Origin of the sequence: Acinetobacter sp. YH16052 (assembly GCF_013417155.1) — a bacterium.
Classification (GTDB): domain Bacteria; phylum Pseudomonadota; class Gammaproteobacteria; order Pseudomonadales; family Moraxellaceae; genus Acinetobacter.
Window position 1 is genome coordinate 181,743 of record NZ_VPEO01000003.1, and the last position, 19,918, is coordinate 201,660.

At 43.5% G+C, this 19,918-nt stretch carries 17 protein-coding genes and 1 pseudogene; 7 read left to right on the forward strand and 11 right to left on the reverse strand.

Annotated features, from left to right (window positions below; genetic code table 11):
- Positions 1-14: 14 nt before the first annotated feature.
- The 5 genes from FTV42_RS03630 to hrpA form a co-directional block, all read right to left on the reverse strand.
- The gene (locus FTV42_RS03630; protein ID WP_180037451.1) at positions 15-1,730 is read right to left on the reverse strand and encodes an AAA family ATPase; all 1,716 of its coding nucleotides are present in this window, start codon (positions 1,728-1,730) and stop codon (positions 15-17) included.
- 90 nt (positions 1,731-1,820) lie between these two features.
- Positions 1,821-3,827, reverse strand: a complete 2,007-nt coding sequence (locus FTV42_RS03635; RefSeq protein WP_180037453.1) for a hypothetical protein — start codon at positions 3,825-3,827, stop codon at positions 1,821-1,823.
- A gap of 196 nt (positions 3,828-4,023) precedes the next feature.
- Complete coding sequence (locus FTV42_RS03640; protein ID WP_180037455.1) at positions 4,024-4,776, reverse strand: 1-acyl-sn-glycerol-3-phosphate acyltransferase; 753 nt, start codon at positions 4,774-4,776, stop codon at positions 4,024-4,026.
- A gap of 26 nt (positions 4,777-4,802) precedes the next feature.
- Positions 4,803-5,912: a beta-ketoacyl-ACP synthase III gene (locus tag FTV42_RS03645; protein WP_180037457.1), complete on the reverse strand. Its 1,110-nt coding sequence runs from the start codon at positions 5,910-5,912 to the stop codon at positions 4,803-4,805.
- Between the two features lie 30 nt (positions 5,913-5,942).
- Entirely contained in the window at positions 5,943-9,866 is a 3,924-nt protein-coding gene (hrpA, locus tag FTV42_RS03650; RefSeq protein WP_180037459.1) for an ATP-dependent RNA helicase HrpA, read from the reverse strand.
- A 489-nt stretch (positions 9,867-10,355) separates the two neighbouring features.
- Between hrpA and ahpC the strand changes: the two genes are divergently transcribed.
- On the forward strand, positions 10,356-10,919 hold the full coding sequence (gene ahpC / locus FTV42_RS03655) for an alkyl hydroperoxide reductase subunit C (RefSeq protein ID WP_004278916.1): 564 nt from the start codon (positions 10,356-10,358) through the stop codon (positions 10,917-10,919).
- 292 nt (positions 10,920-11,211) lie between these two features.
- A complete protein-coding gene (locus FTV42_RS03660; protein WP_004645498.1) occupies positions 11,212-11,418 on the forward strand; it encodes a KTSC domain-containing protein in 207 nt (68 codons plus the stop codon).
- An 11-nt stretch (positions 11,419-11,429) separates the two neighbouring features.
- On the opposite strand, the gene FTV42_RS03665 is transcribed toward FTV42_RS03660, so the two are convergent.
- Both FTV42_RS03665 and FTV42_RS03670 read right to left on the reverse strand, forming a co-directional pair.
- Entirely contained in the window at positions 11,430-12,020 is a 591-nt protein-coding gene (locus FTV42_RS03665; protein ID WP_180037460.1) for an O-methyltransferase, read from the reverse strand.
- Between the two features lie 24 nt (positions 12,021-12,044).
- Complete coding sequence (locus FTV42_RS03670; protein ID WP_129716686.1) at positions 12,045-12,263, reverse strand: DUF1653 domain-containing protein; 219 nt, start codon at positions 12,261-12,263, stop codon at positions 12,045-12,047.
- A 233-nt stretch (positions 12,264-12,496) separates the two neighbouring features.
- Here FTV42_RS03670 and ahpF point away from each other — a divergent pair, with 233 nt between their 5' ends.
- The 3 genes from ahpF to FTV42_RS03685 all read left to right on the forward strand — a co-directional run bounded on the left by ahpF (position 12,497) and on the right by FTV42_RS03685 (position 14,938).
- Complete coding sequence (ahpF, locus tag FTV42_RS03675; RefSeq protein WP_180037462.1) at positions 12,497-14,062, forward strand: alkyl hydroperoxide reductase subunit F; 1,566 nt, start codon at positions 12,497-12,499, stop codon at positions 14,060-14,062.
- Between the two features lie 279 nt (positions 14,063-14,341).
- Entirely contained in the window at positions 14,342-14,587 is a 246-nt protein-coding gene (locus FTV42_RS03680) for a hypothetical protein (protein ID WP_180037464.1), read from the forward strand.
- 144 nt (positions 14,588-14,731) lie between these two features.
- Positions 14,732-14,938 carry a hypothetical protein gene (locus FTV42_RS03685; RefSeq protein ID WP_180037466.1) on the forward strand — a complete coding sequence of 69 codons (207 nt, stop codon included), beginning with the start codon at positions 14,732-14,734 and terminating at the stop codon, positions 14,936-14,938.
- Here the strand turns inward: FTV42_RS03685 and FTV42_RS03690 are convergent.
- Positions 14,922-15,560: a LysE family transporter gene (locus FTV42_RS03690; RefSeq protein ID WP_180037468.1), complete on the reverse strand. Its 639-nt coding sequence runs from the start codon at positions 15,558-15,560 to the stop codon at positions 14,922-14,924. The genes FTV42_RS03685 and FTV42_RS03690 overlap by 17 nt on opposite strands.
- A gap of 117 nt (positions 15,561-15,677) precedes the next feature.
- Positions 15,678-16,244 carry an FxsA family protein gene (locus tag FTV42_RS03695; RefSeq protein ID WP_005247360.1) on the reverse strand — a complete coding sequence of 189 codons (567 nt, stop codon included), beginning with the start codon at positions 16,242-16,244 and terminating at the stop codon, positions 15,678-15,680.
- Between the two features lie 125 nt (positions 16,245-16,369).
- Between FTV42_RS03695 and ruvC the strand changes: the two genes are divergently transcribed.
- Positions 16,370-16,915: a crossover junction endodeoxyribonuclease RuvC gene (ruvC, locus tag FTV42_RS03700; RefSeq protein ID WP_004278925.1), complete on the forward strand. Its 546-nt coding sequence runs from the start codon at positions 16,370-16,372 to the stop codon at positions 16,913-16,915.
- A gap of 3 nt (positions 16,916-16,918) precedes the next feature.
- Here ruvC and FTV42_RS03705 read toward each other — a convergent pair.
- Positions 16,919-17,191, reverse strand: a pseudogene (locus tag FTV42_RS03705) (acylphosphatase).
- 10 nt (positions 17,192-17,201) lie between these two features.
- Positions 17,202-18,659: an NAD(P)H-hydrate dehydratase gene (locus FTV42_RS03710; protein WP_180037470.1), complete on the reverse strand. Its 1,458-nt coding sequence runs from the start codon at positions 18,657-18,659 to the stop codon at positions 17,202-17,204.
- 23 nt (positions 18,660-18,682) lie between these two features.
- Between FTV42_RS03710 and queG the strand changes: the two genes are divergently transcribed.
- Positions 18,683-19,777 (forward strand): tRNA epoxyqueuosine(34) reductase QueG, encoded by a 1,095-nt coding sequence (gene queG / locus FTV42_RS03715; RefSeq protein WP_180037472.1) that lies wholly within the window; start codon positions 18,683-18,685, stop codon positions 19,775-19,777.
- Positions 19,778-19,918 lie beyond the last annotated feature (141 nt).

A 19,918-nucleotide genomic window follows, 5' to 3' on the forward strand; every position in this document is an offset into this window, starting at 1 on the left:
CATCATTTTGATGATTATTCTACAAATAGTAGTGCCAGACGCACTTGGTCATAAGCCATTTTAGGCGTGGTCAATTCCACAATCGGACGCAACTTAATAGAACCGTCATCATTAAAATGCTCCGAGTTTTGACGCTTGGTCAGGCGTTTATAAATCTTGCGAACCTGCTCCACCACTTCCTCACCCGGATGTGCCAGCGAGATATCCAGCCCCTGCTCTTTATGCAAACGCCCCAAATGATTGATGATGGTTGCCGGGGTCAAACCACGTTCAGTCGCGATATCGGCAATTTCATAGCCTTCTTCAAACAGTTCACGCGTTTCATCTAACGTTGCAGTGGCATAGCTTTGTTTTCCAGCATTCTTGGAAATTTTCTTCTCATTGCGCTGGATTTCAACTTCATTCAAAGTCCCGCCACAATGTCGGATAAAGGCCTTATGCTGTGCCGTCAAATCGACATTTTCAAAATTCGCTTCGGCTTCATCAGAAAGTTCTTGAAAACGGCGATCGGCTTTAATTGCCAGACTATCGAGTTCCAAAGCCTGCTCATTAAAACCTTTTAATCGTAGGCCATTTAAGCTTTTCAAACGGGACAACGCGACATAGCCCTGTCCTTTTTCAAAAGTATGGCTCAGGTCAATCTCGGCAGCTTCCAGGGTCATGCCTTGTGATTTATGAATGGTAATCGCCCAGGCCAGACGCAATGGAATCTGCTGGAAACTGGCAATGGTTTTACCGGCCTCATTGTCTACCGACCAGGTTTCAGGCTCAACCACCAATGTAGTGCCATCGGTCAGTTTGACTTTAGGCAGCACACCATATTCATCATCTTCTTCAAAACTGATCACTTCGCCCAAACTGCCGTTGATATAACCCATATCAAAGTTGTTTTTCACAAACATGACTTTGGCATGTTTTTTCAGGGTTAAGGCTTCAGGCGCTCGAACTGACGATTTTAAAGTCTCGATCAGCTTTTCATTGCCATCACACTGCGCATCAAACTGGCGCGGATCATTGTCAATTTCATTCAGATGTTTAAAGTTAATACTGTCCACATCCATATTATGCGTATACAGGCGCGTATAGGTATCACCAATTTCTTGATGTCGCGTGGCCTGTAAAGCAGTGCGGTGTTCATGGCTAATCGCCTGCGCACGGATCGCATTCAGAATGTCATTCAAATAATCATTGCCCTGACGATGCTGCTCAGTTAGGTAGCAAACGCGAAACTTGGCTTCGACCCAGGCATCCGACATAAAGCAGAATTTGTCGCGGTTGCGCTCATCATTTTTACCGACTGGCGGTAACTGGAAAAAGTCCCCTGCTACAATCACCTGAATACCACCGAAAGCTTCATCACTTTCCTTGAAATATTTCAATACCTGATTGACCAGATTCAGCTGCTTGGCATGCAGCATTGAAATTTCGTCAATAATCAGGACTTGCGCATTTTCCAGATGTTCTTTTAAGTATTTGCGCTCTTTCATCCGCTTTAAGTCTTCTTCAGACAAAAAGTCTTTAATGCCAATGCCTGCCCAGGTATGAATAGTCATACCATTCATGTGTGTGGCTGCAATACCGGTCGATGCGGTAATCGCGACGGCGACCTTACGTGCCTTTAAATAATTAATATATTGATTCAGCGTATAGGTTTTTCCTGCACCGGCAGAACCGGTTAAAAAGACATTTTCTCCTGCTTTGAGTAACTTAAGGGCAGTTTCCTGTTTCATAAGAGCAATACCGTAAAAGAACGGCTATAGCCTAACGATTTTTAGCGGAAAAGTTAAGCGTCATGGAGGAAAACAAGCTGTATTGAACTGTCAGGCCTGCAAGTTGAGCCAGTTAATAAAATGCATGGCGATATTACTGTATTCAGCTTCTGCTTTCTGGTTATTCGGATATTCCAGCTGATCAAAAATCACCTGTCCATTCACTAATTGACACCCCAAGATCAAGGGTAGGCGCACAGCAGGATGAGACATACGAAAGGCCACATACTGCCCTTCCAAAATTTGCTGAGCATAGCTTGCCGCCAGACAGTTCCTGAAAATTTTAGATTCCTCTAAAATCCGATCCAAAGTTTTAAGTTCTTCAAAACGCCAGTTGAAATACAGTAAAAATGAAACCTGAGTGATTGGTGTCCAGTTCACCAGTGCGAACTGTTTTTTCAGCTTGGCGATCATTTCCTGCTTTTGAACCTGATCATGCCAGACGACCGCCTGATTAAACAAACTGGTCCAGCTCAGATTTTTCGGTATTTCTGTATGGCTGGAAAAATACTCTACCAGATAGTCACGCACATAACTGTCAAATAGCGACTCACGTACATGCCCGCTTTGCAAATAAAACAGCTGCCTGAACTCAGTAAAAGGAATGCGATAGCGGTGCAGAACATTATAGAAATCACGATTCTGCTGGCTTTGAGGCTGAATATACACCAGAACCTCATCGGGTAAATGCGCCGTAATTTTATATAAATGCTGCATATAAGCCTGCATCATCCGGCTCAAGTTCAGATAAACCTTTTTAGTCAGCTGATCATCCATTTTAACCACATTGCGCAGCAGCTCCATCCATTCGTCCAGATACAGAATTGAAGGGCTAATCGCAATCCGCTGATCCTCAATCGATTGGCGTGTGCCTTTTAATACCACCGCCTGATTATACTGATGCTGAAACCAGTCATGCTGGATTGCATATTCATGCATGCTATGAATAAACAGTCGCGCCGAGACATATTGAAAATATTGCAAAGTCGCCAAAATAATCTGGGGATGAATATGATGGCTGTCTACAAAACTTAAGGCAGTTACTGCAACGCGTACACTGCTATGCTGGATATTATTACTGATCCAGTCCAGTACCTCGGCCGGTTGCTTGAAGATCCAGTTCACGGCACGATGACAATCAAATAGTGGCAATCGGGATACTATTTTCTGCCATAAATACGGATGATTTTCCAGGAAATTCCGTTTGGATAATAAATCATCCCGATGCCACACGTCCCGGTTCATCAATCGGACAAAACCGAGCAAATTACTTTGCTCCTCAGCATGCCGATATAGCAAACAGATATCATCAGTATGATCATTCAATTCATGCAGATTAAAGCGCTCTTCAAAAGACAGCGACATAATCCGGAACAGTGCCGGAGGCAAAAACTGTGCGGCGCTAAAACAGAACTCATCCAGACTGTCCATCAATGACTGGATCGACAGGAATTCATCCTGCTGTAGACACTCCAAAGAAAAAGCCTGTTGCAAGCTTTCAAGAATCTGCTGTGGAATCTCTTGTTCATCCTGAATAAAGTTTTGCATGACAGGTGCTGTATACAACCCGGCCTTGATCAGCTGCTGGTCGATAATCTCAGCTTGAACAATCGACATTTGCTGCAAAAATTCGGACACCCGTTCCAGGCCATTAACCCACGCATAAACCTGAGCCAGGATAAGCTGACGTAACTGTTTGGCTTTGTCGCGTAAATACAGCGAATGCTGTGGTTTTAAATCGCCAGTCAGGAAATAGATATCCTGTAAAAAGAATTCCTCCAGGGCTTCTGCCTTACATTGCTGAAAATAAAAATGACTGTCAACCAAAGCAGGTGCAGCTCCAGAGTCTAGTGCATAGGGAGTATGAAACTGGATATAAAACAGACCATCCAGCAATTCAATCCGGCACTGATCCTGCTGAATTTTTATTAAATTTTGTGCATTCAGATGACCAATTATTGCCATCTGATCAAGATAAAGCTGGTTGAGCTCCGGAGAAATCCGTAAACATTGTTGTGCCAACAACCTTAAAGGTGCTACCAAGCTATCCTGTTCCATACGCACCCCTCGGTCATCTTAGAATCATCTTATTTTTATATTGGATCATGCTGAGTCCCTGATCACCAATCAGTGAACACTTAAAAATACATTATGGCATCACTTGCACTATAAAAAAGTCCATGCATCCTTTTTCCTAAAAATAGAACATCTCAATAGATCACAGCCTAGATTTTACAGGAAGAATTTTTCTTTTTTAGTCTTGCTGACGTAGCACCTTAAGCTCGGCCAAGCCGGTATAAATATGTTGCTGCAAGATGTGTCGAAATGCAATCAGCTCTTCCTGAGTCTGAACCTGAGCAATCGATTGTCGCGGCATAAACTGAAAATAAAATGGCAGGCGTTTTGGGAATAATCGTTTAGGCAAAGATGGAATCACATCGCCCTGACGTAGTAATTTGTTCAGTTGTGGTACTTTGAGGAGCTTTTGAAAATATTTATGCTGGATGATCTTATTGGCATCAAAGCCGATCTCATAGACTTCATCCCCACCGAGCGCGGCAAAAGGGACAATATCATAGTTGAATTCCTGAGCCAGCTTTAAAAATCCGTAATGCTGCTTCCAGATCAGTTGATACTGTTCACCCTGACGTTTGAGTACTTCGCGCCCACCTCCCGGAAACACCAGAATAGAATAACCCTGCTGCATCACAGCACGTACATAATGCTGGATGCCATCGACTGCCCCAAACTTTTTCACGGCTTCACGCCATAGCGGTACATAAAAATGGCTATGATCCGCAATACTGACCACAGCCACTTTATGTTCGTTATAGAGGTAATCAATCAGTATCGGCGAATCAAAGATGCCGTACATGGAATGATTACCGACATACATTGCAGGCCGACTGGCATCAATATATTCAGCCCCTAAAAAGGTAGGGGTAAAATATAATTTGGATAAGGCACTTAAGCGTCTAATCCATTGCCCATCATGTTTGACCTGCAAGCTGTCTGCTCCCTAACTACTCCGGATTATGCCACGCGCTTTTGGACCAGAATCGAACCCACCGAATAACCGGCACCAAATGAACACAACACGCCGTATTCACCATCTTCAACTTCATGTGCAGTACGGTGCAAGGCGATGATCACCCCAGCAGAAGAGGTGTTGGCAAACTCATTCAGAATGATCGGTACCAGACCAGGTTTGGCATTTTCTTTGCCGACGACCAGTTTCAGGATTAGTTCATTCATACTGGCATTGGCCTGGTGTAACCAGAAGCGTTTAACACCTGTCGGCTCAATCTGGTTCTTCTCCAGTTGCGCAGTAATCATTTTCGCAACCAGTGGACAGACTTCTTTAAATACCTTACGACCATCCTGACTGAAACGTTTGTCGTCAATGTCAGCATTTTCAGAAGTATTCAAGAAACCAAAGTTATTGCGGATGTTATTCGAGAACTTGGTAAACAACTCAGAATCCAGAATTTCAAAACCGGTTTTGCTGTCAGTATTTTCAATAATTGAAGCGGTTGCCACATCACCAAAAATAAAGTGACAATCACGTGAACGGAAATCGGTATGTGCAGAAGTAATTTCCACATTCACCAATAACACACGACGCGCGCCAGCTTTGATCGCATCATAAGCCTGTTTCAGACCAAATGTTGCTGCAGAACACGCCACGTTCATGTCATAGGCATAGCCTTTGATGCCTAGAGCCGTTTGAATCTCGATCGCTACAGCAGGATAAGCACGTTGCAAATTCGAGCATGACAAGATCACGATGTCAATGTCTTCGGCAGTCACACCCGCATTTTCCATCGCCTGTTTGGCTGCGATTACGCCCCATTCTGCCTGCAGTGAAATTTCATCATCTGCACGTTCACGTAAATTTGGACGTAAGCGTTTTGGATCAAGAATACCTGATTTTTCTACGACATAACGGCGTTGTACGCCAGATGCTTTTTCAATAAAGTCTGCGCTAGAACCACGACGTGCTTCCACTTCGCCTGCAGCGATTTTGTCAGCATTTTCGTGATTAAACAGTTCCACATAAGCATTTAAACTTTCAACTAATTCTTCATTGGTGATGACATGTTCCGGATGGAATAAGCCAGTACCCGTAATGCGGATGCCCATGTAAAATTCCTTATCTGAATTACCTATATCTTAACTGATTCCAAGACGATCCCATACTTTTTGCAAGCGAGTTGGAGACACGGGTGCTTTTGTTTTCATCGGTTGTGAAAACAATGAGATTCTTAACTCCTCGACCATGAAATATAATTCTTTCAGACGAGGGTCATCTTTAAACTGAAATAATTTTTCCATCCATTGATCAATTTGGTCAATGGCGGAATTGTCCCTTTGTAGATTATTGGGCAAGCGCTCCAAACGTAAGATCAAAGCTTTTAAATAACGTGGAAATTCAACCCAGACATCAGAAGGTTTACGATAAACAAAATCAGAAAGACTCATTAAATCAAGCTGATCTTCAATATCATTGATATTTTTTTCAAACACAGAATGGTCTAAAACCAATAATTTCCGGCGGATTTCCTGCCACTGGATATAAATATCTGTGATCTCTTTCAGGGCAACTTGGCCATAAGTCAGGAAAGATTTTTTTACATCTTCAACTAGCTTTTGGAACTCTTGCACATTGACAGGCAGCTCATTTATGGACATGTGTAGTGTGGCATAAACTAACATTTGTTCCAGGTGCGCTTTATCACCGAGTGGCGAATAAGCCAGCGCCAGAGGTTTGGAAATCTGTTTTTTCAACTGGCGGGTCAGGTCTCCGAGTTGCATATGCACCAGTCGGATCACCCCTTCACGATGTTTTTTGACCGCTTCTGCTTGATCATTGAAAGTCTGAATCACTACACCCGATTCATCTTTCTGCTCCAGGGCAGCAAAAGCTTTAGTCGGAACCAACGCCTGATACTGCTTGACCACCACACCGGTGACTTTTTGCGAGGCTTCAAATACAAAGTTTTCCGGGAAGGTTTTAAATTCACCTTTAAGCTGTTTGACCGGACTATGCGTTTCAGTCCGGCAGCGCGCTTTCAACTCAGCAAGATCACGCCCCTGCTCAATGACACGGCCTTTTTCATCAGTAACTTTGATAAATGGCAACAGATATTGATCTACCCGGTCAAAACTGAAATCTTTCTCAGTGATTTGATCACCACGCAACTGGAATGCCAAGAAACTAAAAATATGTTTCTGTAAATCCTGCGCATCTACTTTTGCTATGAGTTTTTGTGCAGTATCCGGAATCGGCACCAGATTACGGCGCTTATCCTTCGGCAAAACTTTTAGCAATGCTTCAATCAGATCCAGACGCCAGCCGGGAATTCCCCATGACCAGATATCTTCATCGACCTGTGCCAAAGCTTGCAGTGGAATTTTAACCGTCGCACCATCTTCATCATGACTCGGGTCAAAGCGATAAGTCGCCGCCAGACGCAGACTACCATTCTGCAAATAGTCCGGGAATTGCTGTGTTGTCGGACGGTCATTCAGCCACAGCGCATCATCATCGACAAATAAATAACGCGGATTCTGGGGCTCTACTGTGGCACGCCAGTCTTCAAAACTACGCCGGCTGGCCACTTCAGGCGGCACTTTCGAGGCATAAAATTGGTAAATGGTTTCTTCATCAACAACCAGATCACGACGACGCAGCTTGTCTTCTACTCGCTCGACTTCTTCCAGTTTAAGCAAGTTATGCTTTAAAAATGGTGGAGTAATCCCTAGATGACCGGTAGTTAAAGCATCCCGCAAGAAAATTTCATGCGCGGCCGCCTGATCTACTTTTTCATAATTGATTGGGCGTTTCGGCTCAATAATCAGACCAAATAATGAAATTTGATCATAGGCATTCACTACACCAGCTTTTTTCGACCAGTGCGGTTCAAAATAATGATGCTTGAGCAGGTCACGCGCGGCCAGCAGAATCCATTCCGCCTCAATCTTGGCCAGGGTACGTAAATATACCTGAGAGGTTTCCACCATCTCAAAAGCCATCACCCACGGCGTATTGGTCTTGTGCAAGGTAGAAGCCGGGAAAATCCGTGCTTTTTGCTGACGCACCGCCATAAAAACATTACGCTCATCGGTCTTGTTGGCGATAAACGATAAGAGACCGGTCAACAAGGCACGGTGCAGATTTTCATAACTGGCTTTCTTTTCATTAAATGACAGTTTTAAACCCTTAGCCAACTCCACCAGCTGCTCATGAGTTTTCTTCCATTCACGCAGACGCAGCCAGCTCAGGAAGTGATTACGCGCAAAAGTACGGCGCTTATTTTCACTCATGCTTTCGCGGTTATTGTGCAGCGTCTCCCAGAGCTTGATATAGAACAGGAAATCAGAATCAGCTTCACGGAATAGTGCATGTTTCTGATCTGCCTGCATCTGCTTGTCCGCAGGGCGTTCACGCGGATCCTGAACTGCAAGCGCTGCCACAATCACCAGAACTTCGTTCAGCACGCCAAAATGTGCACCACCAAGAATCATGCGGGCCAGACGTGGATCGATCGGCATTTTCGCCATTTGCTGACCGATCTTGGTTAAGCCACTGCTTTGAAGTCTCCCTTTCTCAAAGGGAGATTTAGAGGGATTTGCTTGATCATCTTCAGTTTTAGGAGAATTTTTCTCAGCCATTGCACCCAGTTCAATCAGGAGCTTACGTCCATCATTCACCAGACGGTGATCTGGTGGCTCAATGAAGTCGAAGTCTTCGAGTGAACCCAACCTCAGACTTTGCATTTGCAGAATTACCGATGCCAGGTTGGTTCGCTTGATTTCCGGTTCAGTAAACTCAGGACGGCTCAGGAAGTCTTCCTCAGAATACAAACGAATACAGATACCCGGTGCAATACGGCCACAGCGGCCTTTACGCTGATTAGCTGCTGCCTGAGAAACGGCTTCAATTGGTAAACGTTGCACTCGTGAACGATAGTTATAACGTGAAATACGGGCAAAACCGCTATCAATTACATAGCGGATATTCGGAACGGTTAAAGCCGTTTCTGCCACGTTGGTGGCAATAATAATGCGTCGCCCACCACCAGAAGGATTAAAGATTTTCTGCTGTTCAGCCAGCGCCAGACGCGCATATAAAGTTAATACTTCCGTATGGCGTGGCCCATGTTTGATCAGGGTTTCCTGTAGCTCGCGAATTTCCTGTTCAGTACTGGCAAAAATAAGGATGTCGGCATGTTCAGGATGGCCTTTTTCCTGTGCATCCTGAAAGCATTCTTCGACTGCTTTGACCACAGCGCGAGGCAGATTTTCTTCAAAGTCATCAAACTCGTCATCATCACTACCGCCAATGCTCATTTCCGAGATCGGACGATAACGCAGCTCTACCGGGAAGCTGCGGCCTTCCACTTCAAAAATTGGTGCACCATTGAAGTAACTGCTAAAACGGTTTACATCCAGGGTTGCAGAAGTAATGATGACTTTCAGATCGGGACGACGCGGCAACAGCTGCTTTAGATAGCCCATAATGAAGTCGATATTCAACGAACGTTCATGCGCTTCATCAATAATAATCGTGTCATATTTGGTCAGATAGCGGTCATGCGTCAATTCGGCAAGCAAGATACCGTCTGTCATCAAACGCACAATTGAATCTTGTGAACCCTGTTCCGTAAAACGCACTTTAAAGGAAATTGATTCCCCGAGTTTTTCACCAACTTCTTCGGCAATACGCTGTGATACGCTGCGAGCTGCCAGTCGACGCGGTTGGGTATGCCCGATCATTCCGGTCAGACCACGTCCGGCCAGCATGGCAATTTGCGGTAACTGGGTGGTTTTACCAGAACCGGTTTCACCGGCCACAATAATCACCTGATGCTTTTGAATCGCAGCAATCAGTTTGTCAGTGTATTGGGTAACCGGCAGATCCTGATTCAGCTTGATGTTCGGAAGACGTTCAAGCCGTTGCCGTACTTTCAGATTGGATTTTTCAAATAATTCCTGATACTGCTTCGCATCTGCGTCTTTCCCCTTTTTCAGTCGATTTAAACGGTGACGGTCACGCGCCATTATCCATTGATCTACATTTAAATGACTCTGCACAGAGAAAACACCCACATCAAAAAACCGGAAAGGTTTATTTTACTTGGTTCATTAGATTTCAGATAGTCGTAGTTCTGTTAAGTGCCGGACAAATTGGCTTTGGCTGCCTGATTTCTCTCAATTCCGCACTATAAACCTGTCAAAATATCTAAATGACACGCATGAGTTTCCCTGATTAGATTTAATCATAAGTCCAAGTTTGGAATTGATATTTAAATTATTTTGTGGAAATTATGCTTTTTTCCGAATTGACCCTTGAATTTTTTGGTTTCAACATCATGTTTGCTAGCACGAGGAAAAAGAGATAATTTTGTCATCAGGCCATCATCTTGATGCTGCTCAATGAACAAAGCGATTTTGCCAAAGTGGCGCGTTTTTACTTAATTCGGTTTTTCCGATGTTTGTAATGTAAAAATACCATTTTAGCATCAACCAAAATTTCGATACTCTTATTCAAAATCAAAGACTACCTCAATCATGGAGACAATGATGAGCTTAATTAATACTGAAGTTAAACCATTTAAAGCAACTGCATTCCAAAACGGCAAATTCATTGAAGTTACTGAAGCTGACCTGAAAGGCAAATGGTCTGTTGTATTCTTCTACCCAGCTGACTTCACTTTCGTTTGCCCGACTGAACTTGGTGACCTTGCTGACAACTACGCTGAATTCCAAAAACTAGGCGTTGAAATCTACTCAGTTTCTACTGACACGCATTTCACTCACAAAGCTTGGCACGATTCTTCAGAAGAAATCAAAAAAATCCAGTATGTAATGGTTGGTGATGCAAACTGGACTCTTGCTAAAAACTTTGACGTATTAATCGAAGCTGACGGCCTTGCTGATCGTGGTACTTTCGTGATCGATCCAGAAGGTAAAATCCAAATCGTTGAAATCAACGCTGGTGGTATCGGCCGTGACGCTCAAGAACTTCTTCGTAAAGTTAAAGCAGCTCAGTATGTACACGCTCACCCAGGCGAAGTTTGCCCAGCTAAATGGAAAGAAGGCGATGCAACTCTTGCTCCTTCAATCGACCTAGTGGGTAAAATCTAATTTTAATTAGATTGAACTGATTCAAAAAAACCACGCTTTTTAGCGTGGTTTTTTATGGTTTGAACTTTTATGTCAGTGCAATACTGGATTTTATTTTTTTAAATTATTTTATTAGAACTTAAAATATTATAGTCCTATTTCTTTCTTGATCCATTATATAAAAATTCAGGCATATCTTTTGCTTCGCTTTCTCATAATCCTTACCGATTCTTACAATTGAGCTATACATCTGCAGAGCCATATGGCATAAGTTCAAATGATAAGATAAGAAATATTCAGTGGAGGAACGCATATGCAAAAACTGCTTACCGTGATTTCTTGGAAATACAATCCCTCAAGCCGCCACCTGAAAATTGTATACAGTAATGGTCATGCCGAGCTGTATCATCCCGTACCTGAATTTATTTATGACAACCTGTTAAGACGCCAAGACAAAGCCGCATTCGTAGAAAAGTATCTCGAATATAATTTACATTTTAATAAAATTTGCATGGATTAAAGCGAATCCATTTAACGAAATCCCACCATCAGCAAACCTGCGCCTATGGGTACAATACTCATGATAAAACGTGGGTCTTGCTGAATTAAGGCAATAAACTCTTCGACTTCTGCTGTATGTGAAATGACATTATCAACTACCAGTAACCCGCCCTTTGCTTTAAGTAATCGACTCAAATGTGGCCAGTAACTGACATAAGCATCTCGTTCAGCATCTAACAGGATAAAATCAAATATTTCCTGTTCTTCCTTCAGATAAACTTGTGCATCAATCACTTTAAAATTGATTAAATCTGCAAGATCTATTTCTGTCGCATATTGCTTTGCCTGAGCAACCCGTTCTGCATCAACTTCAAGAGTTGTAATCATGGCTTGAGTCTGCCGAGCCGCTTCCGCCAGCCATAGAGTGGAATAACCGGTAGAAGTGCCAATTTCCAAAATACTTTTCGATTGTTGCGCACGAATCAGCATAGACAAAAATTGACCGGATTCTGGCTCTATATTCCGGTATCGGTGCAGGCGATCTGCCTGCTTAAGATCATGCCTATGAAACTTTTCATATAATTCCTGCATGAATCTTTCAAATTCATCTGAGTTTTGCATCACTCTTCCCTGATTCTGTTTGGCTTAAATTGCCTGAATCAATTTAAAACGCTCCACTTCACGATCATCGTTAGTGGTAATGGTTTCAGTGAACATCGTTAAAGGACGTACCCAAATTGAATAATCCCCGTAGAGACATTGATAAACCACCAGCTTTTCTTCAGTTTCACTGTGCGTGGCAACATGAAACACCTGATAAAGCTGTCCCTTATAATGTTGATAAATACCGCGTTGTAATTCCATCATTCAAGTCTCAAATATCTTGTTTTAATCTTAGCTGAAAATCCTTATTCTTGCTCTAAACTACTTGAAAATTAATCTTTTGACCCCATATAGAACTTTGAAATTAATGATGAATTTTTCAATAAATCTGTAAATCCGATCAATAAAATAAAAACAAACTGTTTTACCTATTTATTCAATTCATTTAATATCCTGTTATCAAATAAACATTTACTCCTTTGGAGACGTTAGCAATGTTAGACCAAAATACTTCAGCTCAACTTAAAACCTTATTAGAACGCCTGGAAGGCCCAATTGAACTGGTCGCCACTCTGGATAGTTCTGACAAATCAGCCAAAATCCAGGAACTGGTTGCCGAAGTGGCTGCACTGTCTGACCTGGTCACTGCACGCTTTGACGGGACCAATGCACGTGCGCCAAGTTTCGGGATTGCAAAAGCTGGTGAGGAACCACGTGTATTCTTTGCAGGCTTGCCAATGGGTCATGAGTTTACCTCGCTGATTCTGGCATTGCTGCAAACTTCAGGTTATGCACCGAAAGTCTCTGATGAAGTACTGGCGAATATTAAAAGCCTGGGTGTTCAATCTAATTTCGATGTGTTTGTATCCTTAAGTTGCCATAACTGTCCGGATGTGGTTCAGGCACTCAACCTGATTGCCATCTATAACCCGGGCACTACAGCGACCATGATTGATGGGGCTTTCTTCCAGGACGAAGTCGAAGAACGCAAGATCATGGCGGTGCCGATGGTATTCCAGGACAACCAGCATATTGGTCAGGGTCGTATGACGCTGGAAGAAATCATTGCCAAACTGGATAGCAATGCCGCTGCCAAAGATGCGAAAAAACTGAATGCCAAAGATGCCTTTGATGTCCTGGTGATCGGTGGCGGCCCTGCGGGGAATACCTCTGCCATCTATGCAGCACGTAAAGGCATTAAAACCGGGATCGTGGCTGAACGCATGGGTGGTCAGGTCATGGATACCATGGACATTGAAAACTTTACGTCTGTACAGAAGACCCAAGGTCCTAAATTTGCAGCCGAGATGGAAGCCCACGTGCGTGAATATGGTGTCGACATCATGAACCTGCAACGTGTCTCTAACATCAAAGGTGCAGATGAAACGGCCAATGGTCTGGTGGAAGTCACGTTAGAGAATGGTGCCAAACTGGAATCGAAAACCGTGATTCTGTCGACTGGTGCACGCTGGAGAGAGATGAATGTTCCGGGTGAGCAGGAATATAAAACTCGTGGTGTAGCCTACTGCCCGCACTGTGACGGTCCACTGTTCAAAGGCAAACGCGTCGCTGTGATTGGCGGTGGTAACTCGGGTGTTGAAGCCGCGATTGACCTGGCGGGGATTGTGGAGCATGTAACTTTGGTGGAATTTGATACCAAGCTGCGTGCGGATCAGGTGCTGCAAGACAAGCTGAACAGCTTGCCGAATACCACCGTGATCAAGAATGCCCTGTCGACTGAAGTGCTGGGTGATGGTTCACAGGTGACCGGTCTGAAATACAAAGACCGTGCCACGGATAAAGAGCATGTGGTTGAGCTGGCGGGGATCTTCGTGCAGATCGGTTTGTTACCAAACACGGACTTCCTGAAAGAAACCCAAGTTGAGCTGACTAACCGTGGCGAGATTGTGATTAACGACCGCAACGAAACCAATGTGAAAGGTGTGTTTGCGGCAGGTGACTGTACCACAGTGCCGTACAAGCAGATCATCATTGCCACCGGTGAAGGTGCCAAGGCGTCATTGTCTGCTTTTGATTACATCATCCGTTCGGGGCAGTAAGTTTCAGACTAGCTCAAATAAAGCCTGCTTGATGCGGGCTTTATTTTTAATTAATTTTGTCATTATCTTTTTAGATTCAACTATATTTTTCAGATAATGAATCGTTTGATCATTTTCTTGATACGATCTTAGTCATGTAATTAATTTTTATCCTATATAGATACTATGTAATTGTCGGCAATCTCGTCTTGCCAGCCCAGAAAAGCTCTCCTATTATAGAGCGACAAATCATCTTTCATGATCGAAGAATAAAAAGGATAACATCCTGGGAGAAGAACAATGCAGTATCAATATCATTGTGCCTGCTGTGAAAAAGTAGTCGACTCTACAGAAAAATCATGCTCAAAATGTGGTTCACACCATATTCGCAGCCCTTTTGGTTTCTGGATTTTATGTCTAGTAGCCTGCCTCGTTACAGCAATTGTGTTTAAAGTGGTGCATTTGTATGTGCAGTCACAACAAGAAGTTCCAGTACAACACTCTATACTGGATGTTTTAAAAGAAGAAGATAAAAGACTTCGCTAATTTCATGCATCTCACAGCAAAGACCTGTTAGTTCAAACAAGTCTTTTTATTACTCTTAAATAATTCAAATAGAGATGCGGAAAATAACCTCATCAAATCCAGCTTTGATTTACAATAGCTGTGGATTTGAATGAGAGATGTGCCATGGTTCAGTTAATTAAAAAAGGTGGATTGCGTGAGCGCGCTAACCGTAGTCGCAGTTATCAAGGCTATGAAAATACTGAAACCACCTTAAAGCCTAATCGTTATCAAACGGCGGTTAAAACACCAGACAATTTAGCCTCTCCTTCCCCGACCTCACCAATATCTCCAGCATTAAATGAAGATACCCTTCTTAATTCATCAGAATAAGTGCTTCATACCATAACCACAATGCAAATAGCAGAAATAGTCCGCCTGAAATCATATCAATATAACTCCCCGAACGCTGGTACAAGATTTTAATTTTTGGTTGGGAAATCAACAGCATCAATAAAGTGAAGGTGATAAAAGTCTGCAAGGGAATAATTACCGCTAACTGTGCTTTCAAATAATCGGAAGCAGACGAACTTAAGGCCAGTGAAAATACGCTACTAAAATAGATTAGTGTTTTGGGATTAGAAAGATTGGTCCATAAGCCCAACATAAAATAGTTTTTAGCTTGCACCTGTCCATTTGTATCGTCGTCGGTCTGATGTCCATTTTTAAAGCTATGCACACCACCCTTTAACATGGCCCATCCCATTTTAACCAAGAATATGCCACCCAAAAGCATTAAGGCGTGCTGGATCCATGGAAACTGGTCAATTAACACAGTAAAACCCGCAAGTGTCAGTACTACCCAAACCACAATACCGGCAGAGATCCCTGCAATAATTTTCAAGGCATTCTGGCGTGTTGTAGATGCGGCACTTTTGGCAATGAGCAAAATATCGGGACCGGGACTCAATTGAGCAACAAAATGCAGGAGACAGATCGTAAAAAGCAGAGACATTAAAATAAGGTAAATTTATAAAAATATATTATAACGTTTGTTCAAAGAGATTAGAAAGCTCCAATAAAAAACCGAATCATCAGATTCGGCTTAAATAGAATTTTTTAAATAAAACATTTATTTTGGATTGATATCTTTCATTTCAATTTTTTTCGCCTCAGGTCTCACTTCACGTGCTTCACCATCAATAATGTTGGAATCACCGCGACCTGATTGCTGATTTTGCATATCCTGCATTTGACGCATCATCTCGGCAAATGGGTTCTGGCCTTGTGCACCACCCATATCGCCCATCATGCCACCCATCATTTTTTCCATCATGAGTTGCTGACGTTTCATCATCGCTTTCATTATAGCAGCCTTAAAAACCTGCTGAACCGCTGGAATGAGCATCAATACTGCCAATACGTCGGTAATCAATCCAGGAATAAGCAGAAAGAAACCTGCCAGAATTTTAGGTAAATTTCCTGTTAATGCAGGATCTGCACTCATCTGTCCCATCTGCATTTGCTGCATTTGTGGCATTACACCGGCCGAGTATTTACGGATCAGATTCATACCAATAAAAAATGCGGCCACAAACCAGAAAAATACGTACCACATGCTCCCGACGAGGTCACCCACGCCAATCCAGACAAATACTTCTAGGATTAAGCCTGCAAGGATAATAAGAAATAATTTCATGAAAATTAATCTAATCTCAGTAAAATAAATAATAGGATGCTGGAATCAACTGCTTCATCAGGATCAAGCTTTTTTGATACGCTTATGTAACAATATGGGCATTATTCTATTTTTAAAGTGCGGGCATGTCATTAATTATTGGGATTGACCCCGGTTCTCGTTTAACCGGTTACGGAATTATCGAAAAAGACGGCTCCAAACTGACTTTTGTTGATGCCGGCACCATCAGAACAGAAACGACAGAAATGCCTGAACGTTTAAAACGGATCTTTGCCGGCGTGGAGCGCATTGTAAAATTTTATGGTCCCACTGAAGCTGCGGTAGAACAGGTCTTTATGGCACAAAATCCGGATTCTGCCTTAAAACTCGGTCAGGCCCGTGGTGCTGCTGTTGCGGCACTGGTCAATCTGGATTTGAAAGTCGCTGAATATACTGCGCGCCAGATCAAGCAGTCAGTAGTGGGTTATGGCGCTGCGGATAAAGAACAGGTGCAGATGATGGTAATGAATATTCTAAAACTCAGCATCAAACCGCAGCAGGATGCCGCCGATGCTTTAGCTGCTGCTATTTGTCATGCTCACGCCTCAGGCAGTATGAGTAAAATGGCGGTATTGAATGCGTTGGGTGGTATGGCACGCGGCCGGAGTCGCGTCAGTAGCCGTCGTCGATAAGGTTTAACGCAATATTATAAAGTCTTGAGCATCTAGCTCAGATTCCAGATACTCTTGAATAACCGCTTGTACGATTGCACGAGCAGGCCCTTTCCAACTTCGTGTAATCATTTCCTGAAGTTGGGAGTCTGTTCCAGCAATAACGGCCTCCAGCTCACCTGTGCTCAAGTTCTTCACATATCCTTTCAGTCCAAGCGCCTGAGCCTGCTCGGCAAACTAGTAAAGGTATCCGACTCCTTGAACTTGGCCTGAAATATTCAGTTTGATGACTGGCACACTATTCTCCTTAGCGATTCACCACCTGATAAATCGCATGCTTCATATCCTGCGCCTGCAAACCTCGTTCGCCATTTTTGGCCAGTTCATCGCCTGCAAGTGCATGTAGCGTCACAATTTCATGCAAATGAATTTTTTGTGCAAATTGCGCCTTTAGACTAGCAATCATACCAGCCAGTACATCCCCCATACCGCCTGTCCCCATACCGGCATTTCCAGCTGTGCATATATAAAGTTTTTCCTCCAGAATCAGACTCCCTGAACCTTTTAGCACCCACTGTCCCTGATATTTTTGTTGCAGTGCATGAATGGCTGCAATCCGATCCATTTCAACTTCCGCAGTGCTACATGCCAGCAAAGTTGCAGCTTCCCCAGGATGCGGAGTCGCATAAGTCTGAGAATTCAAAACTTGAGGCTGCTTGGCCAGAAACCATAAGGCATCCGCATCCCAAACAACCTCCAGATCAGATTGCTGAGTCAGCTCAAACCAGGCTGTATATTGTTGCTCTGACCAAGAATCACGACCTAATCCCATGCCAAAACAGACTGCATCGACCTGCTGAATCAATGCTTGGCGTTGCTCCTGAGTTAAAAGATTGATATCACGCAGCATGATATTTGGTGCACGTGACAAAATCGCAGTATGGTGTTTTGCATCACAGACGATCGTCACTTTACCTGCTCCGGCAGCAAATGCTGCCTCTGCCGCCATGATCACTGCACCGCCCATATCAGCATGTCCACCAATCACCAAGACATGACCATAACTACCTTTATGACCAAAGGCTTCACGCTTCGGCAATTGAATCTGATGTGATGAAAGACAAGCAATCGGTTGAAGTTCTGCATCTGTTGGAATAGCAGAAATCAGTTCGATCTTGCCCGCATATTCTTTACCTTGTCCGGTAAACAGTCCTGCCTTAAGCCCTAAGCCCGTGAAAGTATAGTCAGCTTTGATCGCAACAGGCAAAGGCTGGCCGGTATTGGCATCCAGTCCACTCGGAATATCGATCGAGATTTTGAGCCCATTTTGCCGGTTAATGCCGTGAATAACATTTTGCCAGTCAGAAGCCAGCTGACGGTTTAGACCAATTCCGAATAAGGCATCGATATAGACCTCATATTCGGATTGAAAATCAAAATGCGAATAAAACTGCACACCAACCCGCTGGGCTTCCAGCACAGCCGATGCCAAATCTTTAGAATTACCTAACTCAGCCGCATAAATATGAGCTTGAAAACCAGCCTGTTTTAAATATTTAGCCACCAGATAACCATCGCCGGCATTATTACCCTGACCACAACAGACCGCGATTTTTTTTATTTTTTGCTGGGAAAATAAAGTGATCAGCCGCTGGCTAATCCCCCAGGCAACTTGTTGCATTAAACCGTAGGAACTATTTTGCTGATGAAACCAGCGCTGCTCCCATGCTTGTAGATCGCGGCTATGGTAAACTTGTTGCTGCATTTCTTATTCCCTGTCTTTGGTTTATGACAACTCCCGATTCTCACGCGCAAATTCAAGTTTATCAACAAGATCCAGCTGAGCTAAAAGCATGGATTAAAGCACAGGCTTTAGAATTGGGTTTTTCTGATTGTGTCATTGCCAAACCAGATGCTCAAGCAGAATTAGCACGCTTACAGGAATATCTGGATCGTGGTTATCATGGTGACATGAAGTTTCTGGAAGAGAATCTGGAAAAACGTGCCAATCCCGCCTTACTGGTTCCCGGCACACGTAGCATTATCTGTGTGCGTATGGATTATCTGGTCGAGGTACCAGAACCACGTTATATCCCTTATGCACCCAACTCTGCCATTATCGCGCGTTATGCTCGTGGCCGGGATTATCATAAAACCATGCGCGGTCGCCTGAAAACCTTGGCGACAAAAATCCGGGGAAAAATCGGAGATTTTGAATCACGTCCTTTTGCGGATTCTGCACCCATTTTTGAAAAATCGCTGGCTGAAAGTGCCGGCATGGGCTGGACAGGTAAACACACCCTGCTGATTCATAGAACATCAGGCTCATTCTTTGTGCTGGGTGAACTGTTTACTTCACTGGAACTGCCCTTTGATGAACCCGCGACCAAACATTGTGGCTCCTGTACTGCATGTATCGACATCTGTCCGACTCAAGCCATTGTCGAGCCTTATATGTTAGATGCTCGCCGCTGTATCGCCTATCTGACCATCGAATATAAAGGCATTATTCCAGAAGATTTGCGACGCGGAATTGGTAACCGGGTTTTTGGTTGTGACGATTGCCAGCTGATATGTCCATGGAACAGTTTTGCCCAAGTGACCTCGATAGAGGATTTTCATCCGCGGCATGGACTGGATCAAGTGAGTTTACTGGATTTATGGCAATGGAATGAAGCCACCTTTTTAAGTGCGACTGAAGGCAGTCCGATGCGTCGTACGGGTTATCAAAGCTTTATGCGCAATATCGCCATTGGTTTGGGCAATGCACCCTTTGATGGGCAGATTATTCCGGCCCTTCAGCAACAGCGTGATCAGCATGATGAAATTGTGCTGGTACATATCGATTGGGCCATTCAAGAACAACTGGCAAAATCCAGCTAATTTTCTCTCACTATTAAAATATATTTCAACTTTACCTAGATTCACAGTTTCACTTAAAAGCCTTACACATCCGTGTTTCAGACTATGGCATAAATAAAAATAGTCAGAAATGAAGTGGAGGAAAGATGATGTCATCAAAAA